This window comes from Rickettsia sibirica 246, from assembly GCF_000166935.1.
GTDB lineage: Bacteria > Pseudomonadota > Alphaproteobacteria > Rickettsiales > Rickettsiaceae > Rickettsia > Rickettsia rickettsii.
In genome coordinates this window covers 1,003,266-1,029,174 of sequence record NZ_AABW01000001.1, presented here as the reverse complement: position 1 = coordinate 1,029,174, position 25,909 = coordinate 1,003,266, and the positions used below count along the sequence as shown (strand labels likewise).

The following is a 25,909-nucleotide window of genomic DNA, read 5'->3' as shown; positions in this document are numbered from 1 at the left end:
AATATTTTATATCATGGACACAAACAAATTATATCTTTTCAAAGATAGACGATTTTTACCGAATTTTATAGTGCAGTTATGCGGTTGTCTTAATGATAATATATTAAAAAATGCTCTGGTAATCCTTATAACTTATGGTATTTCAGGAGCTTTAAGTAAATATAATAATCTACTTGTTTTAATTGCTAATGCTACTTTTGTATTACCTTTTATAATATTCGCAAGCATAGCAGGACAAATTGCTGATAAATACGAGCGTGCAAATCTTATTAAAATTATTAAGATTTGTGAAATCGGTATAATTGCCTTTGCAATTTACGGATTTCATCATAATAATCTGTTAATCCTGTTTTGTTCTATTTGCTTAATGGGTATACATTCTACTTTTTTCGGTCCAATCAAATATAGCGTATTACCTGATCACCTAAATAAAGACGAACTACTTGGAGCTAACGGCTTTGTTGAAGCCGGAACTTTTATCGGTATTTTTATCGGTACTATAATCGGCAGCTATTATACAATCAGCAATAATTTTATAATTTATTCCTTAATTACCATCGCTTTTCTTGGCTTTATTACAAGCCTTTTTTCCCCAAAATCTAAAAACGTAAATCGTGATATTAAACTAAATTTTAATATTATAGATGAAAGCATAAATATGATTAAATATGCCAAAGCAAAAAAACAGATATATTTAGCTATACTTGGTATTTCATGGTTTTGGTTTATCGGAGCTGCTATAATTTCTCAAATACCTTTACTTGCTAAGATAACTTTTAAAGCTGATGAGAATGTTGCTAATTTATTTTTAGCGGTTTTCTCGCTTGGTGTTGGGGTCGGTTCGTTTTTATGTAGCAAAATATTTGAAGATGAGATTACCGTTAAATATCTATTTATTTCAGCCCTAGGCATTAGTATTTTCGGTATTGATTTATTCTTTGCAAGTAGAATTAGCTCAGTTAACTACGAACCTACTCAGCTAAAAAGTATTTTAGTATTTTTATCAAAAAGACATAATTGGCGCATAGTTATAGATTTATTGTTCTTAGCGGCAATAGGCGGATTATATATCGTTCCGCTTTTTGCGATATTACAGCATTACGCAAACCCTGCTCATCGTAGTCGAATTATTGCCGTTAACAATCTTATCAATTCCATTTTCATGGTGGGATCCACAATAATTCTATCTTTATTATTTTACCTAAATTTCACTATACCCTGGATTATATTATTTATTAGCCTAGCTAATATAATCGTTACTATACATATTTACCGTTTAATACCTGAAGTTAAAATTATTCCATTTAAGCTATTGCGAAGAATATTCCAAATCTGTTTTGATCTTATGTATAATGTTGAAGTTAAAGGATTTGAAAATTTTCAAAAAGCAGGTAAAAAAGTAGTAGTGGTCGCTAACCATATTTCATATCTAGATCCGCCGCTAATTGCTACTTACTTACGAGAAGAAATGACTTTTGCAATTAGTCCCGATATACAAAAAATATGGTGGATTAAACCGTTTTTACGTATGGCAAGAACTTTGCCGGTTGATCCAAGTAACCCAATGGCAATAAAGACTTTAGTAAAAGAAGTACAAAAGGATCAGAAAGTAGCAATTTTCCCTGAAGGTAGAATAAGCGTTACCGGCTCTTTAATGAAAATATACGAAGGACCGGGAATGATCGCCGATAAAGCCGGTGCTACCGTCTTACCGGTTAGAATAGACGGTACTCAATTTACTCATTTATCAAAATTAAAAAACATATTAAAAAGAAAAATATTTCCTAAAATTACTATAACCGTTTTACCGCCGGTAAAATTCGCTAATATGGATGCTACAAGCAATCAAGAACGACGCAATTATATATCTAGGACTCTTTATGATATCATGGCTGACATGATGTTTGAAAGTTCAGACTATCAAAATACTGTATTCTCATCTCTTATAGAAGCTGCTAAAATTCATGGATTTAAGAAAAAAATAGTTGATGATTTTGAAAATAATGCGGTTACTTATCGAGATTTAATATTAAAATCTTTTATCCTAGGTGATTTAATCAAAAAGAATAATATCTTTGGCAGAAATTTAGGCTTAATGTTGCCTAATACCACGAATACGTTAATTACTTTTTACGCTATGCAATCTAGCGGTTATGTTCCTGCTATAATTAACTGGAGCAGCGGCATAAGTACTATTATTAACTCCTGTAAACTTGCACAAATTAAAGTAGTTTACACTTCAAAACAATTTATTGAGAAAGCAAATTTACATGCATTAATAACTCACTTATTAGATTTCGGTATTAAAATAATATATTTAGAAGATTTTAAAAATCAGATTGGTACAGCCCTAAAACTAAAAGCAAAAATAGGAAGTTATTGTGCCCAAACTTATTACAATTATTTTTGTCGTAATCGTGATGACGAAAAACCGGCAGTGATAATTTTTACTTCGGGTACTGAAGGTGAACCTAAAGCCGTATTATTATCTCACAGAAATTTACAAACTAATAGATATCAAATAACTGCTAAAGTACCTTTTAGCCCTGAAGATATAGTATTTAATGCGCTACCGCTATTTCATTGTTTTGGTTTTAGTGGTGCAATTATTACAACTTTAAACGGTATTAAGCTGTTTCTATATCCTTCTCCACTAAATTATCGTAGCATTCCTGAAGTTATATACGATATTGGAGCAACTATATTAATTTCTACCGATACTTTTTTAAACGGTTATGCTAATTACGCTCACCCATATGATTTTTACTCATTACGCTATATATTTGCCGGTAGCGAGAAATTAAAAGAATCTACACGACAATTTTGGCTTAATAAGTATGGCATACGTATTTTTGAAGGATATGGGATTACAGAAGCCTCACCTATTATAGCTTGCAATACCCCTATGCATAATAAAGCAGGCACGGTAGGAAGATTATTACCGAAAATTGATTATAAGCTTGAGAAAGTAGAGGGAATAAATGAAGGGGGACGTTTATTCATTAAGGGTCCTAACATCATGCTTGGTTACTTGGACTTAGGAGGTCACCGTACTTATAAAGAATGGTACGACACAGGCGATATAGTCAAAATCGATTCTGAAGGATATATAACAACTCTAGGACGTTTAAAACACTTTGCTAAAATAGCAGGGGAAATGATATCTCTTACAAAAATTGAAGAACTTGCAAGCGAAATTGATCCTGATTCCTTGCACGCTGCTATTTCTATTCCCGATAAAACGCACGAAGACAAGATTATTTTACTTACTACCGGTTCCAATATAAATAGAGAGAACTTTGCAGATGCTGTATCTAAAGCTCAAATTCCTTTACTACATTTACCGAAAGTAATTATTACCGATTCAGAAATACCTCTACTTACAAACGGCAAAATTGATTATCTTGAGATTATGAAAAACGTGGATAGATTTTAACGTCATTGCGACTGCAAGAAGCGTGGAAATCTCAGGAATCGTGCCTGAGATTTCTTTGTCGACGCCTATGGCGTCTTCTCGCAATGACGGAAAAAAACGCCACACATAACAACGCTGTCAAACCACGGGACGACATTGATTTTTTCTTTTGACTATTAATAGCAGCATTCAACACTAATTTAAACCACTTACCTAATAACTCTTAATCCTCCATAATTTCAGGTAACACCTTCCAATATGATAGAGTTACAAGTTTACCTTTACTTTGATATACAAATGACTCAGAACCGAAAGATTGAAAATATTCATAAGTGCTTAGGTCTGACTTAAAATATAATTCATTGCTCTTAATAATTCCTATCATAACACCACTCTTATATATACCATATCCACCAAACATTACACAAACGACTACTGAACCATATGGTTCTAACAATTCTTTGACATATTCAGTAAATGCATTTTGGTTCATAATAACCGCTTTAAATACAACAAACCATAAATAAACGTACCTAATATAATAAACAATGGAGTTAAAGGTAAATCAAAGTAGAAAGAGCTAAATGCAGCACAAAAATTAATAAATAAAGATATAAGAATTGATATTATAATCATCTGGGAGGGGCTATATGCTACAAACCGTGCAATCATTGCAGGAATAAGTAAAATAGCAGTTACCATAAGTACTCCGACAATCTTTATAGCAGAAAATACCGATAATGAGAGAAGAAGTAAAAATATTAGCTCAATAATATTAACCTTTAAGCCTTTTATGACGGCAATATCTCTATTGATAATAATAAGAAGAATTTGATTATAAAAATATACTATAAAGCCTATAATAGTTATTAGCACTATTGCAAGTATCATCAAATCATTAAAAGATACGGATAAAATATCCCCAAACAACAAATTCACTATATTATTCTGCAAAGAAGTAAAATAATTAATAACTAAAGCAACAGCTAGCATAAAGCTAGAAATCAAATTAATAACTGCGTTTTTTTCAGAATTATTTTTAAAAATAAACACAAAAAACGAAAAAAGAATTGCAACTATTATGCCTGAATATATTAATGGAACATGTGCTATAATACTTATACTAGCCACTAAAAAACTACTATGAGCAAGCCCGTCACCGAAATAAATATATCTCTTCCATAGGGCAATGCAGCCAAGCGGGGCAAATATGCAGCTAATTAAAATTAAGGCTAGTATTATTAAAGTCATCTGAGTATATTATATATGTTTGTTGTATGGCCTCTTGTTATCCCGTGGCTTGACCACGGGATCCACTAAAGTTCTTAGGCTGTACTTATAGAGCCCGTGGTCAAGCCACGGGATGACATTAGAAAGAATCATAGACTATGTCTTCAATCGATAAAAAAGAATTAGAAAAATTTGAGAAAATTTCTCATAATTGGTGGAATAAGGACGGAGAATTCGGTATCTTACACCGAATAAACCCTATTCGCCTTGAATATATAATAGAGAAAATAACTACGCATTACAATAGACACCTTTCCAAACTCGCTTATAGAGAGGAATTGGTAGGAAACATGCAGCACAGCACCGCAGCGTACGCTTTGGTACGTGAGGATGCGAGCAGCAGATTGACGCACAAATTACCTCTAGAAGTAGAGTTTGAAAAGATGTCTAACGATATTTCTAAATTAGAAATATTAGACGTCGGTTGCGGTGGAGGGTTAATTGCAACGCCTTTAGCGGCTCAAGGTTTTAACGTTACAGCCATTGATGCACTGCAAAGTAATATTGAAACGGCAACTGCTTATGCTAAGGAAAACGGCGTAAAAATAACTTATTTACAATCTACTATAGAAGAATTAGAAAGTGACAAGCTATATGATGTGGTAATTTGTCTTGAGGTTATTGAACACGTAGAAAACGTACAGCAATTTATACTAAATTTGGTGAAGCATATTAAGCCAAACGGTATGGCAATAATTTCTACGATTAACCGTACTAAAAAAGCTTATATACTTGGAATAATAGTTGCCGAATATATTTTAGGTTGGGTACCAAAAAACACTCATGATTATAGCAAATTCCTAAAACCGTTGGAAATTTACGAAATGCTTACGGATACCAAAATTGAAATTAAAGAGCTGAAAGGCTTGGTATATGATCCGGCTAAAAATGAGTGGAAATTAAGCGATGATATAGACGTAAATTATTTTATGTGTTTGGGGAGAAAGAGTATGTGTTATCCTAGCTAACTTGATCAGCCTTGTTGCATGAATACCGAATCGTCATTGCGAGCAACTGTAAGGAGCGTGGCAATTCAGAAAAATAATAAAAAAATGCTAATTTTTAGCATTTTTTACTGGATTGCTTTGTCAATTGCTATGCACTGTCCTTGCAATGACGCAAAAACTGATCCATGCAACACAGCCAACTTGATCGCGGGATCCAGTTAAACATACTAATATTATTAGTATGTTTAGTTGTGTTCCGTGGCAAGCCACGGTATGACACAGTTCTTAGTATATATTTAAAAAAGATAATAAATGAATAATAACGTAATTACTAGATTTGCTCCGTCACCGACGGGGTTTTTACATATAGGTTCGGCAAGAACCGCCCTTTTTAATTATTTGTTCGCAAGGCATCATAACGGTAAGTTCTTGCTTCGCATTGAAGACACTGATAAAGAAAGGTCAACTAAAGAAGCGGTAGAAGCTATATTCTCAGGTCTAAAATGGCTAGGGCTTGATTGGAACGGTGAGGTTATATTCCAATCTAAACGTAATAATCTGTACAAAGAAGCTGCACTAAAATTACTGCAAAACGGTAAAGCATATTATTGTTTTACTCGCCAAGAAGAAATAGAAAGACAGCGACAACAAGCTTTAGAAAATAAACAGCATTTTATTTTTAATAGCGAGTGGCGTGACAAAGATCCATCTATCTATCCTACTGATATTAAGCCAGTAATACGTCTAAAAACTCCAAGAGAGGGTAGCATAACAATTCATGATACTTTACAAGGTGAGGTAGTAATTGAAAACTCTCATATAGACGATATGGTACTATTAAGAGCAGACGGCACTGCTACTTACATGCTAGCCGTTGTAGTAGACGATCATGATATGGGTATAACTCATATTATTAGAGGTGACGATCATTTAACCAATGCAGCAAGACAACTCGCTATTTATCAGGCTTTCGGATATGCAGTACCGAGCATGACTCATATACCGTTAATTCATGGAGCAGACGGAGCAAAATTATCCAAAAGGCATGGAGCATTAGGCATTGAAGCTTATAAGGATATGGGGTATTTACCGGAAAGTTTGTGCAATTATTTACTACGTCTTGGATGGAGTCACGGCGATGATGAAATTATCTCAATGACTCAGGCTATAGACTGGTTTAATCTTGATTCACTCGGTAAATCACCTTCTAAGCTTGATTTTGCTAAGATGAATAGCCTTAACGCTCATTACTTAAGAATGCTTGACAATGATAGCTTAACTTCAAAGACTGTAGAGATATTGGAACAAAATTATAATACACTTCTTCGGCAGCTCCCTTATAGGGAGGAATTTGGAGGAAACACGGAACACAGCACCGCAGCGTATATAGACATAAGTGAGGATGCGAGTACCGGATTGACGTACAAATTACCCCCAGCAGTAGAGTTGCCGAAGAAGTTTAAGATTAGTGAGCAGGAAATAGGCTATATCAAACAAGCAATGCCAAGCTTGTTAGTTAGAAGTGAAACATTACTAGAACTAACACGCCTTGCTCAAATTTATCTAGTAGATTCGCCTATCATCTACAGCCAAGATTCAAAAGAAATTATAGAAAATTGCGATAAGAATTTAATCAAACAAATTATAGAAAACTTAAGCGAACTTGAGCAGTTTGATAAGGAATCCGTACAGAATAAATTTAAAGAAATAGCAGCAGCAAACGACTTAAAGCTGAATGACATTATGAAACCGGTAAGAGCTTTAATAACAGGTATGACTGCATCACCTAGCGTATTTGAGATTGCAGAAATTTTAGGAAAAGAAAATATTTTAAAAAGGTTAAAAATTATATGAAAGATTGTATAAAAAAAATTGCTTTTATTTTTAGTGGATTATTTATAATAACCGGCACTTTTGTTTTGTATAGCATAGAAAACGTCAACGCATCAACAGCACCCAAAAAGTACGGAGCTTGGACTTTAAATTGTACTCTTAATAATGAGAAAAAACAACTTTGCTTCTTATCACAACAAATTAATAATCTAGAGAAAGATAAAGAAAAGGAAATATTAGCCATTTATCACATAGGTTATTTCAATGGGGAACAAGAAAAACAGGAATTAAAAATAATAGAAATAGTCCCGTCAAATGTTCAAATTCCGGCAGGTACAGTTATTAATAGTGGTGACAAACGAATAGCAGCCGGAAAATATGTAAATTGTACAGTAAACGGCTGTCAGGCTTTAGCTATTATTACAAAAGACGATCTAGACATGATTTTATCAAACGATAATTATATAGAACTAATTACCGCAGACGGCAAACAAGCTAAAATTTCATTTATAAAAGACGGCTTAAAGGAAGGCCTAAAAGCTTTAAGTAGATAGTAACGCAAGAATTTAAGCATTGTTGCGTTACTATCTACTTAAAGCTTTTAGAACCCAATTTTTTAAATTTTATATATAAAATTTAAATTATCTTATTTTAGTCTTTCTTAACTGTATAAATTATAAGATTTTTTTAAAATAAGAATAGTAATTTTTCTAAAACCTTACTAATTTTAGTTAGCATAGTTTTTAACCAACCAAAAGCTAGAAACTGTTATTACTAATTTTTTAAATTAAACGAATATATACATTATAGATTAACCTTGCCTATAACTGCAACAAGAAATCTATTCTTAATAATTAAAGCGTAAAACCGCTTAAAACCTTTTGATCATCCTATATAAGGCTGTTAACAAAATAACTTTAATTGATAATTAAAGAGATTTTTACAGTAATAAATATCCCTATTTCAAAAAAATCTTATAATTTGCAGTTAAAAAGAATTTAATGAGCTTTAAAATTATTTTGTTAACAGTCTCATAGGATAAATACCAAAGGTTGAGCTATTATAATTAATTAAAAAATATTTGCAGTCATTTATTGAAATAATTACAAGAAATTCTATATTTTATTTTTTGAGGAAGAGTTTTCTTAAAGAGTTTATTTTCAAATTAAGCAAAGAATCGCTTTAAAACCCATTTGTTGCATAAATCAGTTGTGTCCTACTGCGACTTTTAATAATGTGTTGTACAGCACGTTGTTAAAATCGTCATTGCGGAGCAGGCATTGCCTGCGTGGACTAGTTTCTCAATTGTCATCCTGCGAGCTTGTAGCAGGATCCAGTTTAAAATGCTAATATTATTAGTATTGTTTTCTGGATACCATGGTTAAGCCACGATATGACATTGAGCAGGTTTTGCGGTCCATGCAACAATACCTCCTTACAATGAGGGGAACGAGCAATACAACAAAACGGGTTTATTAGATCTATTGCATAACCTATCTTATAGAGATATAGACTTAGAAATCCATACCGCCCATGCCTCCCATACCGCCACGCATTGGCATTGGCTCTGCCTTATCAGAAGGTTCGTCAACAATTAAAGTTTCCGTGGTAATAATTAACGAAGCAACGGAAGCAGCATCTTGAAGTGCAGTACGCACTACTTTAGCTGGATCAATAATTCCTGCTTTAATCATATCGACATATTGCATATCTTGAGCATTAAAGCCATAATTTTTATCCTTATGTTCTAGTAATTTACCAACTACTACGCCACCGTTTTCACCAGCATTTTCAACAATCTGTTTTAACGGATCCTTTAAAGCTTCTATTACTATTTCAATACCTGCTTGTTGATCCTTATTCTCTACTTTAAGCTTTGTTAAAGGTTGTGATGCATGAAGTAATGTTACACCGCCACCGGCAACAACACCTTCCTCAACTGCCGCTCTTGTAGCAGCAAGTGCATCTTCAACACGATCTTTACGCTCTTTCACTTCAACTTCCGTAGCACCGCCAACCTTTAATACGGCAACACCACCGGAAAGTTTAGCTAAACGCTCTTGCAGTTTTTCTTTATCATAATCAGAAGTAGTTTCAGCTATTTGAGATTTAATTTGTAATACTCTATCTTCAATATTTTTCTTATCACCGTTACCGTCAACAATTACGGTATTTTCTTTAGAAATTGTTACTCTTTTTGCTGTCCCTAGACTCTTAATACTCACATTTTCAAGCTTCATACCTAAATCTTCAGTAATAAGCTCACCTTTAGTTAGGATAGCAATATCTTCCATCATTGCTTTTCTTCTATCGCCAAAACCGGGAGCTTTTACTGCCGCAACTTTTAAACCACCACGTAATCTATTGACTACAAGCGTTGCAAGAGCTTCGCCCTCAACATCCTCAGCAATAATTAATAGAGGGCGTTGTGATTGTACTACAGCCTCAAGTATAGGTAACATCGGTTGTAAATTTGATAATTTTTTCTCAAATATTAAGATGAAAGGATTTTCAAGCTCAGCAACCATTTTCTCAGAATTCGTTACAAAATACGGTGATAGATAACCTCTATCAAACATCATACCTTTAACTACTTCAACATCGAAGCTAAAATTCTTTGCTTCTTCAACGGTTATCACGCCTTCTTTACCGACTTCCTCCATTGCCTTAGCAATTTTCTCACCGATTTCCTTATCACCGTTTGAAGAGATAGTACCGACTTGTGCGATTTCCTCTTGGCTATTGATTTTTTTACTGGATTTTTTAATTTCTTCTACTACTGCGTTTACCGCTAAATCCATACCACGCTTTAAATCCATAGGATTATAACCGGCAGCTACTAGCTTATTACCCTCACGAGCCAAAGCTCTAGCAAGTACCGTAGCTGTAGTAGTACCATCACCGGCTACTTCTGCAGCTTTTGTAGCAGCTGATTTTAATAGCTGAGCTCCCGCATTTCTAATTTTATCTTTTAACTCGATCGATTTTGCAACCGTCACACCATCTTTTGTAATTTTAGGTGAACCGAATGATTGCTCTATAAGTACATTTCTGCCTTTTGGACCTAAAGTAACTTTTACTGCATCTGCAAGTATATCAATGCCTTCTAACATTTGCTCACGAGCTTTTGAGCCGTGTTTAATAAGTTTTGTTGCCATATTTAATTTCTCCTTAAAAATAAATAATTAATTAATAATACCAAATACGTCGCTTTCTTTCATAACGATCAGTTTTGTGCCTTTAATTTCAATTTCGGTGCCTGCCCATTTACCGTATAAAACTTTATCGCCTACTTTTAGCTCTAAAGGATGAATTTCGCCTTTTTCATTACGAATACCATTACCTACGGCTACTATTTCACCTTGCATCGGCTTTTCTTTTACAGTATCCGGAATAATAATTCCACCTTTAGTTTTTTCTTCTTGTTCGATAGGCTTTATTGCAATTCTATCATGTAATGGTTTAAAAGACATTTTAACCTCCAATTATTAAATCTTTAAATGTACATACTATATATATTTTATTTTTGTTAGTTCAAGGGGCAAAAATAAAATTTTTTTTATTAGAGGTCTATTCTTTCTCAAAATCCTCTAAACTAGTGCCGTGTTTAGTTTTACTCCATTTCAAATTCAAAGGACAGAAAATTATTTCAAATACTGCTTTATATGAAGTTACAGTATGTAATATAAAATAACTAGCCCATCAGCTCAAAGCTACTATATCCTGAAATTTTACTTTTCCGCTTTTTAAAGAATTTTTTAATTATATACAGAGCTGTACCATATAGATATAAAAGCGAAAAAATACTATTAATAAGCCATAAATAATTAATTATAGAATTTTTATTTATAACAATAGAAAATATTATAAAGGGTAAACTCCAAAAATTATAAGTAGATAAGCCGATGAAAATATAAATTGTTATTACTTGCAATAAAGTAAACTTTTGGCATTTATCTTTTTGTGCTTTAAATACCAAAAATGTTTGCAAAAAGCCTTGAATCCAATGTGATCTTTGATTTAGCCAATTACCTAAACTATTCGGAGCCTCTTCTAGAGTATAGGAATCACGAATAGCTACTTTATAGTTCTGTGAGTAAATTCTTATACCAAGCTCGGCATCTTCTGTTACATTATAAGAATCCCATCCGCCAAGCTTATTTAATAATCCGTTTTAAAATGATTACTAGTACCCCCGAGGTGTAGGAAGTTTTAGCAAACTTAATCCTTTCAAGATATATTCAAACCATAAACTATATTCTATATTAAACATTTTTGAGAATAGGTTAAAATATTCTCATTTTTATTATAAAAATTAAGCTTAACTTGAAGACAAGCATATTCTAGAGGTAAGTTTTTAAACATTGCTAGAGCTTTAAGTAGCTGTTCAGGTTTATCTTCAGCATCATATACTACTAGATACTCGCCATGTGAATATTCTAGAGCATAATTAAGGGCTTTCGGCTTTTAGTTCTTGGTAGACTTTTCGGAACAGATATAACATGAAAATAAGACGGTAAATTATATAACACTATTTCTTTAATCATTAGATAATCGTCATCTTCGATAATAATTTTAACGCCTAGCTTATCTTTTGGATAATTAATTAATGAAATATTTTTAATTATTGACCTTAACTTACTGAATTCTTTATATAACGGTACTAAAACTGTATAAACCGGTAAAGCTTTCTCTTCATTTTGAAACATTTGTGATTCCACCGAATGATTTTTAGTACTACTTGTTTTGTGAAGCGATTCCACCTCTGTCATCCCGCGACTTGATCGCGGGATCCAGTTAAAAATACTAATATTAGTATTTTTAATTATTTTCGGGATACCGTGGTCAAACCACAGTATGACACCGAATACACTTTTCAATCCATACAACCCTTACCGCAGGCGATTCTCTTACTGCCCTTATACATAACAGAGATTTTAAAATATTTTGCACACAATAGCTTATATTATTAGCAACATGAAATAAAACCGGCAGATAAATCAATGTGACTATAAACACGATGAAAAATATTATTATTTTATTGGTATACTTAATATTCTTAGCAATAATCAGTCCGACTGTAAATTCAAGAGCATATTTTGCTTTGATACTAGTTAAATAGGCAAAATTTTTTTCTAATAATTTATAAAAATAATATTTCTTGATCAGCATTATAGATCTAAAAATATTATTATTACTAAACAATATTTTTAGATCATTTATAGCAGTTATTGTATTACCATGAACATCGTCATATATACAATAACCATTCACTACATAGGCTTGTATATAAGAATAATTATAAATTTTAATATAAGAAATATTGCTTATTAGCAGCAATATTCTATTTTCATATAATATATCAATCATTATCTCATTATCGATAATTGCTTCTTCGATCATAGCTTTTAAACTACTAGCTTGTTTTTTACCTAATAAGTTTTTATCTCTGATTATCTGTAATATTATATCTTCATTTATACATCTAACCATGCTGAAAATTTATACCTGATATTTTATATTTCTTAATTTGAAAGACTGCTTTGAGCAGTTAACAAGTTTCTATTCTCTTTACCAAAATTAATTATCTTTGCAATTCCTAACTGCTCATAAACTGAACTATCATATACATAGCCGTAATTTTGCCGAGTATGGTATTTTGTAAAACTTGTAAGCATTATGCCGTTTTTAAATTTAATCCCTTCACAAGTAGAAATATAATACATCTTCTTAGAACCAATATTAATTGAATGTCCAAAGCTAAATATATTTTGATTAAAAATAATAACAGGGTGGATATTTTTAGACATTCCCATTAGTAAAGATATCTCGCCTAAAAAATCTTCTTTACGCTTTTTACTCTTACTCATTAAAATTTTAGGCTGAGCCGCAATAACAAAATCTTTATCTTCAAATAGCTTCAATTATATAGTAAATAGAAGCATCCGTGCTTATGTTTTTTTCATTCAAAAATTTATCTTCTTTGTACAAAAAATGTACTCCAATATTTTGATTATCGGTAATACCGTATTCTACAGTACTACTTACAAATTGCTCATATTGATCAGAGGATAATTCTACTAATAAGGCATAATAGACGACAATAATATAATCTTAATACCATAGCCGCTTAAATTTAAAAAATACACTATAATAGCAATTATAAATTGAGTAAGGAGCTAGGTTAAAAAATTTTTAATTGAAGTAGTATATAGCATATTGTAGTAATGATTTTATAACTTAAAATTCATTCAAAGAGGAAAATATGAACGATCCAAAATATAGAACTATTACTTTTACCGAAGAAAGTAGAACAGCAAATATTAATATATCGCCCAATAAAATAACAATTGGAGCTAATCAGCGTGTTACGTTTGAAAGCCTAGGCAATGTTGCGGAATTAATCTTAGGACCACATAGTAGTGTTAAAGTAACAGATCTTAATCATAAGGTATTTATAAATAATACCAATCGAGATAAGATAATTATATTATCAGGTGAACATATTGCTTTTGATGATAATCCATACGCTTAATAAATACGTTCTTCTCGTGGAAGATTGGTTGCGTGGATACATGCACCGTCATTGCGAGGAGCAAAGCGATGCGGCAATCCAGAGCAATAATAAAAAAATGCTATAAATTAGCATTTTTTGCAATAACGGGAAAACTGATCCACTTAGCAACTTTCTAAGACCCAAGCAGTACCTGATTTTGTAGTTTAAATAATTCCGCAGCTCCGCCTTTAGCAAGTTTTAACATTGCTAAAAACTGCTCTTCGGAAAAAGGATTTTTCTCTGCCGTGCCTTGTACTTCGATTAAATTACCGTTACCTGCAAACACAAAATTACTATCCACGTCCGCATCACTATCTTCTAAATAATCCAAATCTAGTATCGCCTCACCTTTATATATACCGCAAGAAATAGCTGCAATTTGACTAATTAACGGGTTCACCTTTAAAACTCTCTTTTTCATCAAGGACCTAATAGCTAGGTGCAATGCTACGTAGCTCCCTGTTATTGCTGCAGTTCTAGTACCGCCGTCAGCATTAATAACATCACAATCTATGATAATTTGCCTCTCGCCGAGTTTCCTCACGTCAATTACACATCGCATCGCCCTACCTATTAAACGCTGTATCTCTTGCGTTCTTCCGCCTTGTTTCCCAAGTGTCGCTTCTCTTTTAATACGCTGTGATGTAGAACCGGGAAGCATACCGTACTCAGCAGTAATCCAGCCTTGATTTTGTCCCCTCAAGAATGGCGGTACGGTAGTTTCACAAGTAGCACTACACATGACATGTGTATTACCGATTTTAATAAGACATGAACCTTCCGCATTAATAAGCGGGGATAATTCTAATGAAATAGGACGTAATTGGTTGCTTTTTCTTCCTGACTGTCTCATAATACAATTTGTACTCCATAAGTAAAAATAAATAGTAAAGTTTAATTTGGAAAAGAGTAAGGCGTTTCATATTTTTTGACCGCAGCATACATACTAGTACGTGAGGATAAAAAAATACGAAACAACGACGCCAATTTTTCAAATTAAACGAGTATACCATTGAAAAAATTTTTATTATATCTATATATACCTCAAAAAAGAACATAAATATAAAGTAAATAATATGATAGACGATAATATAGAAAATAATGAACAAACAATAAATGATATTACTGAAGAGATAGTGGAAACAGCAAATCCGGAGGTAACAGCGTTAAAAGCCGAGATTGAAGAGCTAAAAGATAAGCTAATAAGAACTACTGCTGAAATAGACAATACAAGAAAGCGTTTAGAAAAAGCACGTGACGAAGCAAAAGATTATGCAATTGCTACATTTGCTAAAGAACTACTAAATGTTAGTGATAATCTTTCAAGAGCATTAGCACATAAACCGGCAAATTCTGATGTAGAAGTCACAAATATTATTGCAGGCGTTCAGATGACTAAAGACGAGCTAGACAAAGTCTTTCATAAACATCATATTGAAGAAATAAAGCCGGAAATAGGATCAATGTTCGACTATAATTTACATAATGCAATTGCGCAGGTAGAACATCCTGATCATGCACCGAATAGTATTATTACTTTAATGCAATCAGGATATAAAATTAGAGATAGACTACTTCGTCCTGCTACCGTACAAGTAGTTAAAAAACCTTAATACTCGATCAACTTCAAAAAATGGCGTCGTCGTTTACAAGAACTTCAATTCTCACGTATTAAGTATATGCTGTGATCTTCGCCTTGTGAACTCCTAGCTCTTTTTGAAGTTGATCTTCGTATAGAAAATGAGGAAAATAATAATGAATAGAACCGTTATATTTTGGCTAGTTTTTTTAGGGTTTTTTATCAGCGGTTTTATGCTAATTTCAGACGCAGTAAAACCATTTTTTATCGCATTTATAATATCTTACTTACTACAACCTGCTATAGGTTTTATCGCATCAAAATTTAAAATATCAAATAAATTTGCATCAAGCATAATTTATCTGATATTTTTGAGCATATTTTTCTTAAGCTTAACTATTTTAGTGCCGATAATTTATGGACAAATTTTTACTTTTATAAATAATATTCCAAAATATAACAATTATTTACAGGCAGAAATATTACCGCCTATAATGGTAAAAATTTATTCGATAGAACCTGATATTGCCGATAAAATCAAGAATTCTTTAAGCAATTTTATAAATAGTATATTTACTATACTTGGCAGTATTGCTAATAATTTTTGGCGTTATACTATTATAACTATTAACATATTTGTTTTATTTTTACTTATACCTATAATATTATTCTATTTCCTACGTGATTGGGCTAAAATTATTGCAAACATGAAATCATTATTACCTATAAAAACCCGACCGAAAATCCTTGAAATATTATCGGCAATTAATAATCTGTTATCTGCTTACATAAGAGGACAGCTAAATATTTGCTTATTATTATCTACTTATTATAGTATTGCATTTACCGTAATAGGTATTGATCTCGCTCTTTTACTTGGCATTTTAACAGGATTTTTAGTTATTATTCCTTTCCTTGGTACTTTTATATCGTTTCTTTTAACTCTAATGATCGGCTATTTAACTTTTGGTGTAACTACTAAATTACTATATATAATGATAATTTATCTAGTTGGAAATATTTGCGAGTCTTATATTTTCACCCCTAAAATTATCGGTGATAAAATAGGGTTGCATCCTCTTTGGATTATATTCTCAATTTTTGCCTGCGGCAGTTTATTTGGAATTATTGGAATATTTTTTGCTATACCGATTGCAGGGATTACAAAAATTTTACTTTTGAATCTAATTAAATTTTATAAATCTAGCAAATTCTATCGAATAGACGACTAAAAAATTCTTATAACAGTGCAGCAATATATATTTCGTTTTACTACTTCTAGTAAATATCATCCTGATGAATTTATTGTTTCTAGTTCTAACAATCAAGCTTATAATATTATAAAAAATTGGCAGTGCGGCTTTGGCGTTAACCCTTATAAATTTACTTTATTAATTAAAGGACCTTCTTCGTCAGGCAAAACTTATTTAACCAAAATATGGCAAAATTTAAGCAATGCCTATATTATTAAAGATATTTTTTTTAATGAAGAAATTTCAGAAAAATATAATGCTTTCATCATTGAAGATATTGAAAACTGGCAAGAGCCGACATTACTTCATATATTTAATATTATTAACGAAAAACAAAAATATCTTTTACTTACCGCATCTGATAAAAGCAGAAATTTTACTTTACCCGATTTATCTTCACGTATTAAATCAGTACTTAGTATTCTATTAAACTCACCTGACGATGAATTAATCAAAATTCTAATATTTAAGCATTTTGCTATTTCTTCGGTAACAATATCCCGACAAATCATAGATTTTCTTTTAGTAAATTTGCCTAGGGAATATTCAAAAATTATAGAAATATTAGACAATATTAACTATTTTGCTTTAATTTCCAAAAGAAAAATAACAACTTCATTAGTCAAAGAAGTTTTAAATAAGTATAATCATAAAACATTGTAACTTTTACCTTGAATTTATAGACTTGAAATCTTCTCAATATAACATTGCTATAAATTAACTTTTTAGAAAAAATTGTGTTGGAATACGAAAAAAAAACAAAAAAGTTTAAACAGAGAACAAAAACGGGCTATAGGCATAGGCTTACTATCTATAGGTACTTTTTGAGAATATTTTGATCTTATGCTATATGTTCATATGGCAGTACTAATTGATGAGCTTTTCTTTTCGCAATATGATACTCACGTTAATCGACTTCTTGCAGTTTTTTCTTTTTGTTCTACTTTTATTTTTAGACCCTTAGGAGCTTTATTATTTGGCTGATAATATAGGTCGGAAATCCACAGTCATTATTATTACCACTATTTTAATGTCATTTTCTTGCATCGTTATGGTTAATCTTCCTACTTATGCCCAAGTAGGTGCTAGTGCCGCCTGCATAGTAACAATATGCCGTATAGTGCAAGGTATGTCATCCATGGGAGCAAGAGTAGGAGCAGAATTATATTTAACGGAATCTGTTGGAGTTCCTAAACGCTTTCCTGCCGTAGCATTTGTAGGGGTGTGTGCTTAGGATTAACTGTGGCCTTTGGCGTAGAAACCTTAGTTACATCCTATGACTTTAATTAGCGTATCGCATTTTGGGTAGGTACAGAAATTGCATTAATAGGTAGTGCTGCTAGGACTACTTTGCGAGAAACACCGGATTTTGTTGATGCTAAGCGTAGAATGCAAGAAAACGATAAAAGATAGTAATATAATTGATGTAGCAAAGATAAAAAATAATCTTGTATGGCAGGAAAAAGTTAATAAGAAGACTGCAATTTATTATTTTTTAATACAAATTTCTATAGTAGAATTTTTTGTAGCACTAGCACTTACGTGTTTATGCTATAAATGCAATTAGTAATATTTTTAACTTTTCTTCTATCTAGTCCATTAATATTAGATAATATAACGCAAGGTTAGCAAATTCTCTTAATTCCACTAATTGTAGTGACTTTTTCTCCAAGTGAATCCCCGGCAATTCCAATATTTTATAAAAGTTTTCCGGTTTTAAAACGATTTACCTATGCTAGCTTTATATATGCTTATTCAAGAACCGCTATGTTATGTAATTAGTTCTTTTGGGCTTGTTTATTTAACAGAACGTTTTAATAATTTAGGATTGTTGATGATAGTAATTCCTATTATTATAGGGTATAGCCTCGGTATATCACCTTTTAAAAAACTAGAAGTTGAAGCAGGAAATTATTATTGAATATAAAAGGCGAAATGCAGCTTGCACCTTTTATATCAATTAAATTAGTTATATACTTTATCTTCTTCAGCTAATTCGGTTTTAATTCTTTCAAGCAGAGCAAAAACCTTACAATATTCTTCAAGCTTTGCGTTTATTTTTTGCAACTCATCTAAAGTACTACTAAAATCTTCTTGTATTAAATAGGTTTCTACAATTTGATTCTGCTCTAATGTTTTAAGCATAATATCTTGTAACAATTTATTATAGTGATTTTCTAACTTAGGTGTATTTGACATAAAATTTTAATAATTATCTATAATGCACCCTAAAACAGATTAAAGGCATACAAATGGAGCGAATAGAATGGCAAGACCTATAAAAGAAGAAAAGAAATATGCCACACTCACTAGAAAAGGATTTAGATATTGTAAAGGCATCATCCAATAATATAGACACAGTACCTAAAAAGCAGCCTCCAATATTTAGAAGTATGGATGATATAGAAGTTATACAAAGGCGTAACTTGGAGCGTATAATTTCTCAAGAAACAGTAAAAAGTAAAGATGATTTATATATAATAGAGCAAGAACGGATACAGCAATGAATGAGTAGAGGCACACACGCCTTAACAACCCATGAACAACACCCCAATACTAATTTATAAAAGTGAGTATAAAGCACAAAATAACTCAAGAATATCCAGTATTATAAATAGTATTAAGACCTCAAAAATGGGGTAATATAAAGAAAATAAGCAACGTAACAGGAAAGATTCTTTTTAATAAAACCACAGCTAGCGTACTCGGATTAATAGCAAGTAGTATTATGCTGGCAACTTATAGCACCTGCCACAGCTCTATTTATGTTTGTATCAGCTGCTGCCATGGCAACATCTATAGTAGGTAAAGCCATAATAGATGTAGTACATACTCGCAAGATACGTCTTCTTACACAAGAAAATAAATTATTAGAAAAACATCGTGATGATTTGAGTAAACAACAAGCTCTTCTAAAAATTGATCCAAAGTAAAAAGATATTTTAAAAGATGATTTATATATACATAATGAGCAGCAACAAACGAAAGACAAAAGTAATAAAGGTACTAAATCATTATTTATAGCATCGGTTATAACAAATGTAATAAATAATATAGTAAACGTGGCGGGGATATCAGCAGCTATAGTCGGTAATAATGTAGCACAAATAATTTCATCAATAAATATAGGATTACAATCATTAAAAGGTTCTAAAGATTCGGTCAATCAGATCCAAGATAGGATAAAGTTAATTAAGGAGCTAAACCATAATATTAATCAAGAAACACAAAAAGCAGATATAGGTAATTATAAAAATATACAAGCATTAGCAGAGATAGGATATAAACACACTATTCAAACTGTAGCATTAAACGCATTACTACAAGATAAGAATTACTTTAGATTTACCGATCAAGAAAAACAACAGCGATTTAATCGGCTTTAGTGAAGAAATAATCCAGTATAAAAATACTAAATTTTAGCATTTTTATACTGGATTATTTCTTCACTTACTTTGTAATTTTCTAGCAATGGCATTAAATTATTAACTAATATATACTTAGTTAGAAATGCCCTTTCACAAAGATACTGTTTTTCTTGATAGGTTTAACTATTGTAACATTTAAAACTGAAAAACTTGAGTTTAAGCTTCATTCATTGTTTGATCGTTGAAATACTAAAAACTTTTGATTGGTGGGCGATGACGGACTTGAACCGCCGACACTCTCGGTGTAAACGAGATACTCTACCAGCTGAGCTAATCGCCCATATTTTTTATTAATTAGTAAAATAACATCATTTATAATTCATAAGAAGTATATAAATAATTTAGCACAATTTTATTAGTTTTTGCTTTTAAATTACTATAAAGTGTTATTTACTTTCAAACTTTTTATTTGCCTTGATAATCTGCTGATTTTTCTTGAGGCGGTATTTAATTTAATTATATTTTTTTTCACACCTTGCATTATCTTAGACTGAGCAACAGATAAAGCTATGTTAGCATTTTCTTTATTACCAAGACTGATTTCATGTACAACTTTCTTTATAAAAGTTTTTATTGCACTAGATCGTTTTTTATTGATTAGAGTTCTTTTTACTGTTTGTCTAGCAGCTTTTTTTGCTGAAGAATGATTAGCCATCACCGAGTCCCTTATATTTTAATTTTTAATTTCTTCATTAGCATCTTGCTGTATATTTCCTTTAGCATTAATATCTCTATCTACAAATTCAATATATGCTATCGGTGCTAAATCACCATAACGGAATCCGGCTTTTATTATTCTAGTATAACCGCCAGGTCTATCTTTATATCTGGTACCTAAAATATTTATAAGCTTTTCTACTGCTGTTTTATCTTTTATTTTTGATAAAACGCTTCTTCTTACCATTAAATCAGCTTTTTTAGCTTTAGTAATTAGAGTTTCAATATAAGGTCTTAATTCCTTAGCTTTTGGTAAAGTAGTTTTAATTTGTTCATGGGTTACAAGTGCTACAGCCATATTAGCGAGCATTGCTTGCCGATGACTACTTGTTACATTTAACTTTCTGCCTTTAATTTTATGTCGCATTTTTTAGTCCTTAATTATAAGAATCTTCATAACGTTTAGATAATTCCTGAATATTTTCCGGTGGCCAATCCGGTACATCCATACCGAATCTTAAATTAAATTTTGCCAATATTTCTTTAATCTCATTTAAAGATTTTCTACCAAAATTTGGAGTTCTTAGCATATCGGATTCCGTTCTTTTTACTAGATCCCCTATATATATTATATTATCATTTTTCAAACAGTTTGCCGATCTAACCGATAATTCCAATTCATCAACTCTCTTAAGTAAATAAGGTGAAAATGGTAAAGCATCAGTTTTAACTTGCTTATCTTCTTCCTGTTCTTCAAAAGAAATAAATAATTGTAATTGCTCCTGTAAAATACGTGCAGCTAAACCTACAGCCATTTCAGGTAATACATCACCGTTAGTTTCTACAAACATAATTAATTTATCATAATCGGTAACCTGACCTACCCTAGTATTTTCTACCTTATAAGTAACACTCTTTACTGGATTAAATAAAGCATCTATAGCTATTTCACCAATAGGTAAATTATCCTCATAACTATTTGTGCTAAGTACATATCCTTTACCAACCTTGCAAGTTAATTCCATTTCAAGCTGCTTGTCCTTAGCTAGATCACAAATTACATGATCCGGATTCAGTATTTCTACATCATGACCTGTTTCAATCATACCGGCCGTTACAACACAAGGTCCTGTTGCTTTTAATTTCATGATACGTTTTTCTGCAACATACATTTTTACTTCAATACCTTTAATGTTTAAAATCACTTCAGATACATCTTCTTTTACACCGGGTATAGAAGAAAATTCATGTTCTATAGCAGGGATCTTTATAGACGTGATAGCTGCTCCTTGTAAAGAAGAAAGTAATACTCTTCTCATAGCATTACCGAGTGTTAAACCAAAACCTCTTTCTAAAGGTTCAACTACAATTTTAGCTTTATTATTGGTTTCTGGAACATTTTCATAAGCAACTTTATTCGGCTTTATTAAAGTATTCCAATTTTTACTTAACGATAACATTCAATACCTATGATTCTCTTATACTCTTCTTCTTTTTGGCGGTCTTACTCCATTATGAGCAATTGACGATACATCTAAAATTGATGTAACCACAAAATTTTGTCCGAATAAAGCTCTCATTGCTGATTCACGCTGAGCCCCCGGTCCTCCAATCCTAATAGAAATAGTTTTTAGACCATATTCTTTTGCTTTTTCCGATGCTCTATCAATTGTTACTTGAGCTGCATAAGGTGTTGCTTTTCTTGCCCCTTTAAACCCATTACCTCCTGCCGATGCAGAAGCAATAGTATTACCTTGGATATCAGTAAATGTTACTATAGTATTATTAAATGATGCTCGGATATGCACAACACCAAGAGTGATAGTTTTTTTCTTTTTCTTAACTTTAACCGTCTGATTCATTATTTATACTCTATACTTAAACTATTATTTTACAGCTTTTTTCTTTCCGGCTATCGCAATAGCTTTACCTTTTCTAGTTCGAGCATTAGAATGCGTGTTCTGTCCTCTCACCGGCAACTTACGTATATGTCTAAGTCCTTGATAACATCTTATATCTTTCTTTTTCTTAATATTAAGCGTAACTTCTCGTCTTAAATCACCCTCAACTTTATACTCACTTTCAATAATATTACGTAAGCCTATTAACTCTTGATCTGTCAGTTCTTTCACTTTTTTATCTTTCGATATTTTTGCTTTATTACAGATCTCTGCTGCCATAGTAGGCCCAAGACCGTAAATGTAAGTTAAACTCACAACTAAACGTTTATTATCAGGAATATTAACACTTGCAATTCTTGCCACAAATAATCTCCAAAATTTTACTGGTAACTAAAAAATCATATAAAAATCTTTGATAAAGTCAATTTATTTTTAGTATTTTCTGTATATCAATTTCTATTTCTTGTTCATTTTTACTTCCATTAACTATATAAAAATTACCACTATTTTTATAATAATCTATTAACGGATATGTTTCTGTTTTATATACTTCAATTCTTTTTTTTATTACTTCTTCATTATCGTCTTTTCTATAATCAAATGTACTTGAACCGCAAACATCACATACATTATCAGTTTTAGGCTGCAAGAAGTATCTATTATATATTTTACCGCAATTTTTACAACTATATCTTCCTAAAATTCTTTTAATTAATAATTCATCTGAAACATCAAAATATATTATTTTAATTTTTTCTTTAATAAATGATTCAAAAAATTTCGCTTGCTCTAAATTACGCGGATATCCATCTAATATGTAGCCGTTTTTATATTCAGAGGATAATAAAAAATTTTTGATTACTTGATTAACTATTTCATTAGGGATAAGCTCCCCTTGCTTAACATAATTATTAATTAACTCTGCTTCACTAGTTGATGTTTTAATAATTGTTCTAAATATATCACCGATTGCTATATGTAGTAAATCAATTTTTTTAGCTATCTTTTTTCCTTGTGTGCCCTTTCCCGCTCCTGGAGGACCTAAAAAAATTACTATCACTATTTAAGCTCATTTTTAATTTTTTAATTTTACTTTCTTCATTAAACCTTCATACTTACTACTAAATAAGTAAGTTTGAATCTGAGTCATAGTATCAAGTACCACGTTCACTACAATTAAAAAACTCGTACCTCCTAAAGAAAGAGAGATTACATATTTATTCATTAATAGCTCCGGAATTACACATATTACACTTAAATATATCCCACCTATAACCGTAAGCCTTGTAAGTATATAATCAAAATAATCAGACGTATTTTTTCCTGGTCTTTTACCTGGAATATAAGCACCGTATTTTCTTAAATTATTAGCAGTTTCTTCAGAATTAAATACTACTGCAGTATAAAAAAAACTAAAAAACATAATTAATGCTACATATAATAAAATATATACAGGTTTTCCATGCCCTAAGTAATAAGTAAGCATGCCCATAGTTTCTGAATTACTATTAGAAAAATTAGCAAGCGTAGCAGGAAATAGTAAAATTGAACTAGCAAATATTGGAGGTATTACACCAGAAGTATTTAACTTGAGAGGCATATGGGTTGCCTCGCCTCCATAAATTTTATTTCCTACTTGTCTTTTAGGATACTGCACCAATAATTTTCTTTGGGCTCTTTCAAAAAATATAATTATAGCTATTAATACAACTACTCCAATACAAACAGCTATCGCTATTAAAGGCGATAATGCTCCTTTTCTTGATAATTCAAACATACTAATAATAGCACTAGGTACTCCTGAAATTATACCTATAAATATAATTAAAGACGTACCATTACCTATGCCACGTTGTGTAATTTGTTCTCCTAACCACATTAATAGCATCGTGCCTACAACTAAAGTAATTACGGTTGTAACTCTAAAGAAAAAACCCGCTAAGATTACTACAGGACCAGTATTTGTTACAATCGACTCTAAACTTATAGCAACTCCATAAGCCTGAAAAGAAGCAAGCAGAACCGTTAAATATCTCGATAGCTGATTTACTTTTCTTTTGCCGACTTCCCCTTCTTTTTTTAAATTTTCCAAAGGTTTATATGCAACTGACATTAATTGGATAATAATTGAGGCAGTAATATACGGCATAATTGCTAAAGCAAAAATGGACATTCTACCTAGCGATCCTCCGGATAGCATATTAAACATTCCGAGTATTCCGGATTGATTCTTTGCAGCCACACTACTTAAAGCAATTGAATCTATACCAGGTATAGGTATAAAAGACCCAAATCTACATACTATAAGAATGAGAATAGTAAAAACAATGCGACTAACTAAATCATTACCGGATTTTTTAGAAAAATTCTGCCCCATATACTATAATAATTTTCCACCTGCTTTCTCGATTAAATCCTTAGCTTTAGAAGAATAAGCATCTAATTTTAATGATAGAGGAGCAGCAAAATCATCACTACAAATAGATAATAATTTCACTAATTTCTTATTATTTTTATTATTAACTACTCTGGCTTCTACCAATTTTTCTTTCGTAATATTATCATCAGCACTTAAACGCCCATCGGCTAATGCTTCTTCAATATTATAAATATTTATTATATTGTATTTTTTAGTTGAAATACAATTAAACCCTCTTTTAGGTAGTCTTTTGATAATAGGTGTTTGACCACCTTCAAAACCTTTTATTGCAACGCCAGATCTAGATTTTTGACCTTTAATTCCTCTACCGCCGGTTTTTCCTTTACCACTACCAATACCGCGTGCTATTCTTTTCTTATTTTTTTTAGCACCTATATTATTATATAATTCATTTAATTTCATTTAAAAACTCTAATTACATATTTTCTATTTTTAACAAATGCTTTACTTTGTTAACCATCCCTTTGATTGAATTAGTATTTGCAAGAATAACGCTCTTATTAATTTTGTTTAAACCAAGCCCAACTAATATCAACCTTTGATCATACTTACGACCTATAGCACTGTGAACTTGAGTAATTTTTATATTATTGATCTTATTATTCATAAC

Annotated in this window: 32 protein-coding genes and 1 tRNA gene; 13 read left to right on the top strand and 20 right to left on the bottom strand. The window is 31.5% G+C overall.

Features of this window, described 5'->3' with window-relative positions:
- Positions 1 to 13 precede the first annotated feature (13 nt).
- On the top strand, positions 14 to 3,436 hold the full coding sequence (locus tag RSIB_RS00990) for an acyl-[ACP]--phospholipid O-acyltransferase (protein WP_004997886.1): 3,423 nt from the start codon (positions 14 to 16) through the stop codon (positions 3,434 to 3,436).
- A 202-nt stretch (positions 3,437 to 3,638) separates the two neighbouring features.
- Here RSIB_RS00990 and RSIB_RS00995 read toward each other — a convergent pair whose 3' ends face one another.
- Positions 3,639 to 3,872, bottom strand: coding sequence for a TfoX/Sxy family protein (locus tag RSIB_RS00995; protein WP_244261510.1), 234 nt, complete (start codon positions 3,870 to 3,872; stop codon positions 3,639 to 3,641).
- Positions 3,873 to 3,904: 32 nt separating this feature from the next.
- Positions 3,905 to 4,666 (bottom strand): metal ABC transporter permease, encoded by a 762-nt coding sequence (locus RSIB_RS01000; protein WP_004997884.1) that lies wholly within the window; start codon positions 4,664 to 4,666, stop codon positions 3,905 to 3,907.
- Positions 4,667 to 4,803: 137 nt separating this feature from the next.
- Here RSIB_RS01000 and ubiG point away from each other — a divergent pair, with 137 nt between their 5' ends.
- From ubiG to RSIB_RS01015, 3 genes are all read left to right on the top strand, one after another.
- Positions 4,804 to 5,673, top strand: a complete 870-nt coding sequence (ubiG, locus tag RSIB_RS01005) for a bifunctional 2-polyprenyl-6-hydroxyphenol methylase/3-demethylubiquinol 3-O-methyltransferase UbiG (protein ID WP_004997881.1) — start codon at positions 4,804 to 4,806, stop codon at positions 5,671 to 5,673.
- Between the two features lie 291 nt (positions 5,674 to 5,964).
- Positions 5,965 to 7,506: a glutamate--tRNA ligase gene (gene gltX / locus RSIB_RS01010; RefSeq protein ID WP_004997880.1), complete on the top strand. Its 1,542-nt coding sequence runs from the start codon at positions 5,965 to 5,967 to the stop codon at positions 7,504 to 7,506.
- Positions 7,503 to 8,039 (top strand): invasion associated locus B family protein, encoded by a 537-nt coding sequence (locus tag RSIB_RS01015; protein WP_004997873.1) that lies wholly within the window; start codon positions 7,503 to 7,505, stop codon positions 8,037 to 8,039. Before gltX ends, RSIB_RS01015 begins: the two co-directional genes overlap by 4 nt.
- Positions 8,040 to 8,999: 960 nt before the next feature.
- Here RSIB_RS01015 and groL read toward each other — a convergent pair.
- The 6 genes from groL to RSIB_RS01040 form a co-directional block, all read right to left on the bottom strand.
- Positions 9,000 to 10,643, bottom strand: a complete 1,644-nt coding sequence (groL, locus tag RSIB_RS01020; protein ID WP_004997872.1) for a chaperonin GroEL — start codon at positions 10,641 to 10,643, stop codon at positions 9,000 to 9,002.
- A 27-nt stretch (positions 10,644 to 10,670) separates the two neighbouring features.
- Positions 10,671 to 10,958 carry a co-chaperone GroES gene (locus RSIB_RS01025; RefSeq protein ID WP_004997871.1) on the bottom strand — a complete coding sequence of 96 codons (288 nt, stop codon included), beginning with the start codon at positions 10,956 to 10,958 and terminating at the stop codon, positions 10,671 to 10,673.
- Positions 10,959 to 11,179: 221 nt separating this feature from the next.
- The gene (locus tag RSIB_RS09940; protein WP_234943944.1) at positions 11,180 to 11,593 is read right to left on the bottom strand and encodes a glycosyltransferase family 2 protein; all 414 of its coding nucleotides are present in this window, start codon (positions 11,591 to 11,593) and stop codon (positions 11,180 to 11,182) included.
- A 331-nt stretch (positions 11,594 to 11,924) separates the two neighbouring features.
- Positions 11,925 to 12,257 carry a glycosyltransferase family protein gene (locus RSIB_RS09935; RefSeq protein ID WP_004997869.1) on the bottom strand — a complete coding sequence of 111 codons (333 nt, stop codon included), beginning with the start codon at positions 12,255 to 12,257 and terminating at the stop codon, positions 11,925 to 11,927.
- Positions 12,258 to 12,330: 73 nt separating this feature from the next.
- The gene (locus tag RSIB_RS01035; RefSeq protein WP_004997867.1) at positions 12,331 to 12,978 is read right to left on the bottom strand and encodes a hypothetical protein; all 648 of its coding nucleotides are present in this window, start codon (positions 12,976 to 12,978) and stop codon (positions 12,331 to 12,333) included.
- 32 nt (positions 12,979 to 13,010) lie between these two features.
- A complete protein-coding gene (locus RSIB_RS01040; RefSeq protein ID WP_004997864.1) occupies positions 13,011 to 13,409 on the bottom strand; it encodes a hypothetical protein in 399 nt (132 codons plus the stop codon).
- Positions 13,410 to 13,750: 341 nt separating this feature from the next.
- Between RSIB_RS01040 and RSIB_RS01045 the strand changes: the two genes are divergently transcribed.
- Positions 13,751 to 14,020 carry a hypothetical protein gene (locus RSIB_RS01045; RefSeq protein ID WP_004997861.1) on the top strand — a complete coding sequence of 90 codons (270 nt, stop codon included), beginning with the start codon at positions 13,751 to 13,753 and terminating at the stop codon, positions 14,018 to 14,020.
- 154 nt (positions 14,021 to 14,174) lie between these two features.
- Here RSIB_RS01045 and rph read toward each other — a convergent pair whose 3' ends face one another.
- Positions 14,175 to 14,894 carry a ribonuclease PH gene (rph, locus tag RSIB_RS01050; protein ID WP_004997858.1) on the bottom strand — a complete coding sequence of 240 codons (720 nt, stop codon included), beginning with the start codon at positions 14,892 to 14,894 and terminating at the stop codon, positions 14,175 to 14,177.
- Between the two features lie 223 nt (positions 14,895 to 15,117).
- On the opposite strand from rph, the gene grpE reads away from it, so the two are divergent.
- The 5 genes from grpE to RSIB_RS06475 all read left to right on the top strand — a co-directional run bounded on the left by grpE (position 15,118) and on the right by RSIB_RS06475 (position 18,794).
- Positions 15,118 to 15,654 (top strand): nucleotide exchange factor GrpE, encoded by a 537-nt coding sequence (gene grpE / locus RSIB_RS01055; RefSeq protein WP_004997855.1) that lies wholly within the window; start codon positions 15,118 to 15,120, stop codon positions 15,652 to 15,654.
- 142 nt (positions 15,655 to 15,796) lie between these two features.
- A complete protein-coding gene (locus tag RSIB_RS01060) occupies positions 15,797 to 16,852 on the top strand; it encodes an AI-2E family transporter (protein WP_004997853.1) in 1,056 nt (351 codons plus the stop codon).
- 15 nt (positions 16,853 to 16,867) lie between these two features.
- Entirely contained in the window at positions 16,868 to 17,536 is a 669-nt protein-coding gene (locus RSIB_RS01065) for an HdaA/DnaA family protein (RefSeq protein WP_004997851.1), read from the top strand.
- Positions 17,537 to 17,849: 313 nt separating this feature from the next.
- Positions 17,850 to 18,107, top strand: coding sequence for a hypothetical protein (locus tag RSIB_RS07045; protein ID WP_004997849.1), 258 nt, complete (start codon positions 17,850 to 17,852; stop codon positions 18,105 to 18,107).
- Between the two features lie 498 nt (positions 18,108 to 18,605).
- Positions 18,606 to 18,794: a proline/betaine transporter gene (locus RSIB_RS06475; protein WP_172632695.1), complete on the top strand. Its 189-nt coding sequence runs from the start codon at positions 18,606 to 18,608 to the stop codon at positions 18,792 to 18,794.
- Positions 18,795 to 18,838: 44 nt separating this feature from the next.
- Here RSIB_RS06475 and RSIB_RS01075 read toward each other — a convergent pair whose 3' ends face one another.
- Positions 18,839 to 19,072 carry a hypothetical protein gene (locus RSIB_RS01075; protein WP_004997847.1) on the bottom strand — a complete coding sequence of 78 codons (234 nt, stop codon included), beginning with the start codon at positions 19,070 to 19,072 and terminating at the stop codon, positions 18,839 to 18,841.
- 98 nt (positions 19,073 to 19,170) lie between these two features.
- On the opposite strand from RSIB_RS01075, the gene RSIB_RS06470 reads away from it, so the two are divergent.
- From RSIB_RS06470 to RSIB_RS07040, 3 genes are all read left to right on the top strand, one after another.
- Positions 19,171 to 19,380, top strand: coding sequence for a hypothetical protein (locus RSIB_RS06470; protein WP_016728298.1), 210 nt, complete (start codon positions 19,171 to 19,173; stop codon positions 19,378 to 19,380).
- 258 nt (positions 19,381 to 19,638) lie between these two features.
- Entirely contained in the window at positions 19,639 to 19,806 is a 168-nt protein-coding gene (locus RSIB_RS09220) for a hypothetical protein (protein ID WP_016728299.1), read from the top strand.
- Between the two features lie 129 nt (positions 19,807 to 19,935).
- A complete protein-coding gene (locus RSIB_RS07040; protein WP_244261509.1) occupies positions 19,936 to 20,259 on the top strand; it encodes a hypothetical protein in 324 nt (107 codons plus the stop codon).
- 246 nt (positions 20,260 to 20,505) lie between these two features.
- Here RSIB_RS07040 and RSIB_RS06460 read toward each other — a convergent pair.
- The 10 genes from RSIB_RS06460 to rpmD form a co-directional block, all read right to left on the bottom strand.
- Positions 20,506 to 20,581: transfer RNA gene (locus RSIB_RS06460), tRNA-Val, on the bottom strand.
- Between the two features lie 96 nt (positions 20,582 to 20,677).
- On the bottom strand, positions 20,678 to 20,956 hold the full coding sequence (gene rpsT / locus RSIB_RS01080; protein ID WP_004997845.1) for a 30S ribosomal protein S20: 279 nt from the start codon (positions 20,954 to 20,956) through the stop codon (positions 20,678 to 20,680).
- A gap of 18 nt (positions 20,957 to 20,974) precedes the next feature.
- Positions 20,975 to 21,385, bottom strand: coding sequence for a 50S ribosomal protein L17 (gene rplQ, locus RSIB_RS01085; protein WP_004997844.1), 411 nt, complete (start codon positions 21,383 to 21,385; stop codon positions 20,975 to 20,977).
- 10 nt (positions 21,386 to 21,395) lie between these two features.
- Entirely contained in the window at positions 21,396 to 22,418 is a 1,023-nt protein-coding gene (locus tag RSIB_RS01090; RefSeq protein ID WP_004997840.1) for a DNA-directed RNA polymerase subunit alpha, read from the bottom strand.
- Positions 22,419 to 22,436: 18 nt separating this feature from the next.
- Complete coding sequence (gene rpsK / locus RSIB_RS01095; RefSeq protein ID WP_004997839.1) at positions 22,437 to 22,820, bottom strand: 30S ribosomal protein S11; 384 nt, start codon at positions 22,818 to 22,820, stop codon at positions 22,437 to 22,439.
- 24 nt (positions 22,821 to 22,844) lie between these two features.
- Positions 22,845 to 23,222 (bottom strand): 30S ribosomal protein S13, encoded by a 378-nt coding sequence (gene rpsM / locus RSIB_RS01100; RefSeq protein ID WP_004997837.1) that lies wholly within the window; start codon positions 23,220 to 23,222, stop codon positions 22,845 to 22,847.
- Between the two features lie 58 nt (positions 23,223 to 23,280).
- A complete protein-coding gene (locus tag RSIB_RS01105) occupies positions 23,281 to 23,919 on the bottom strand; it encodes an adenylate kinase (protein WP_004997834.1) in 639 nt (212 codons plus the stop codon).
- A 15-nt stretch (positions 23,920 to 23,934) separates the two neighbouring features.
- Positions 23,935 to 25,236, bottom strand: coding sequence for a preprotein translocase subunit SecY (gene secY, locus RSIB_RS01110; RefSeq protein WP_004997832.1), 1,302 nt, complete (start codon positions 25,234 to 25,236; stop codon positions 23,935 to 23,937).
- Positions 25,237 to 25,239: 3 nt separating this feature from the next.
- Entirely contained in the window at positions 25,240 to 25,701 is a 462-nt protein-coding gene (gene rplO / locus RSIB_RS01115) for a 50S ribosomal protein L15 (RefSeq protein ID WP_004997829.1), read from the bottom strand.
- A gap of 13 nt (positions 25,702 to 25,714) precedes the next feature.
- Entirely contained in the window at positions 25,715 to 25,906 is a 192-nt protein-coding gene (rpmD, locus tag RSIB_RS01120) for a 50S ribosomal protein L30 (protein ID WP_004997827.1), read from the bottom strand.
- Between the last annotated feature and the right edge of the window lie 3 nt (positions 25,907 to 25,909).

What these genes read in the sequence shown, in the direction of transcription:
- RSIB_RS00990 (WP_004997886.1), top strand. Translation starts at nt 14, where the DNA reads ATGGACACAAACAAATTATATCTTTTCAAAGATAGACGATTTTTACCG.
- RSIB_RS01000 (WP_004997884.1), bottom strand. Translation starts at nt 4,666, where the DNA reads ATGACTTTAATAATACTAGCCTTAATTTTAATTAGCTGCATATTTGCC.
- ubiG (WP_004997881.1), top strand. Translation starts at nt 4,804, where the DNA reads ATGTCTTCAATCGATAAAAAAGAATTAGAAAAATTTGAGAAAATTTCT.
- gltX (WP_004997880.1), top strand. Translation starts at nt 5,965, where the DNA reads ATGAATAATAACGTAATTACTAGATTTGCTCCGTCACCGACGGGGTTT.
- RSIB_RS01015 (WP_004997873.1), top strand. Translation starts at nt 7,503, where the DNA reads ATGAAAGATTGTATAAAAAAAATTGCTTTTATTTTTAGTGGATTATTT.
- groL (WP_004997872.1), bottom strand. Translation starts at nt 10,643, where the DNA reads ATGGCAACAAAACTTATTAAACACGGCTCAAAAGCTCGTGAGCAAATG.
- RSIB_RS01025 (WP_004997871.1), bottom strand. Translation starts at nt 10,958, where the DNA reads ATGTCTTTTAAACCATTACATGATAGAATTGCAATAAAGCCTATCGAA.
- RSIB_RS09935 (WP_004997869.1), bottom strand. Translation starts at nt 12,257, where the DNA reads ATGACAGAGGTGGAATCGCTTCACAAAACAAGTAGTACTAAAAATCAT.
- RSIB_RS01035 (WP_004997867.1), bottom strand. Translation starts at nt 12,978, where the DNA reads ATGGTTAGATGTATAAATGAAGATATAATATTACAGATAATCAGAGAT.
- RSIB_RS01045 (WP_004997861.1), top strand. Translation starts at nt 13,751, where the DNA reads ATGAACGATCCAAAATATAGAACTATTACTTTTACCGAAGAAAGTAGA.
- rph (WP_004997858.1), bottom strand. Translation starts at nt 14,894, where the DNA reads ATGAGACAGTCAGGAAGAAAAAGCAACCAATTACGTCCTATTTCATTA.
- grpE (WP_004997855.1), top strand. Translation starts at nt 15,118, where the DNA reads ATGATAGACGATAATATAGAAAATAATGAACAAACAATAAATGATATT.
- RSIB_RS01060 (WP_004997853.1), top strand. Translation starts at nt 15,797, where the DNA reads ATGAATAGAACCGTTATATTTTGGCTAGTTTTTTTAGGGTTTTTTATC.
- RSIB_RS06475 (WP_172632695.1), top strand. Translation starts at nt 18,606, where the DNA reads ATGCTAGCTTTATATATGCTTATTCAAGAACCGCTATGTTATGTAATT.
- RSIB_RS01075 (WP_004997847.1), bottom strand. Translation starts at nt 19,072, where the DNA reads ATGTCAAATACACCTAAGTTAGAAAATCACTATAATAAATTGTTACAA.
- RSIB_RS06470 (WP_016728298.1), top strand. Translation starts at nt 19,171, where the DNA reads ATGCCACACTCACTAGAAAAGGATTTAGATATTGTAAAGGCATCATCC.
- RSIB_RS09220 (WP_016728299.1), top strand. Translation starts at nt 19,639, where the DNA reads ATGTTTGTATCAGCTGCTGCCATGGCAACATCTATAGTAGGTAAAGCC.
- rpsT (WP_004997845.1), bottom strand. Translation starts at nt 20,956, where the DNA reads ATGGCTAATCATTCTTCAGCAAAAAAAGCTGCTAGACAAACAGTAAAA.
- rplQ (WP_004997844.1), bottom strand. Translation starts at nt 21,385, where the DNA reads ATGCGACATAAAATTAAAGGCAGAAAGTTAAATGTAACAAGTAGTCAT.
- RSIB_RS01090 (WP_004997840.1), bottom strand. Translation starts at nt 22,418, where the DNA reads ATGTTATCGTTAAGTAAAAATTGGAATACTTTAATAAAGCCGAATAAA.
- rpsK (WP_004997839.1), bottom strand. Translation starts at nt 22,820, where the DNA reads ATGAATCAGACGGTTAAAGTTAAGAAAAAGAAAAAAACTATCACTCTT.
- secY (WP_004997832.1), bottom strand. Translation starts at nt 25,236, where the DNA reads ATGGGGCAGAATTTTTCTAAAAAATCCGGTAATGATTTAGTTAGTCGC.
- rplO (WP_004997829.1), bottom strand. Translation starts at nt 25,701, where the DNA reads ATGAAATTAAATGAATTATATAATAATATAGGTGCTAAAAAAAATAAG.
- rpmD (WP_004997827.1), bottom strand. Translation starts at nt 25,906, where the DNA reads ATGAATAATAAGATCAATAATATAAAAATTACTCAAGTTCACAGTGCT.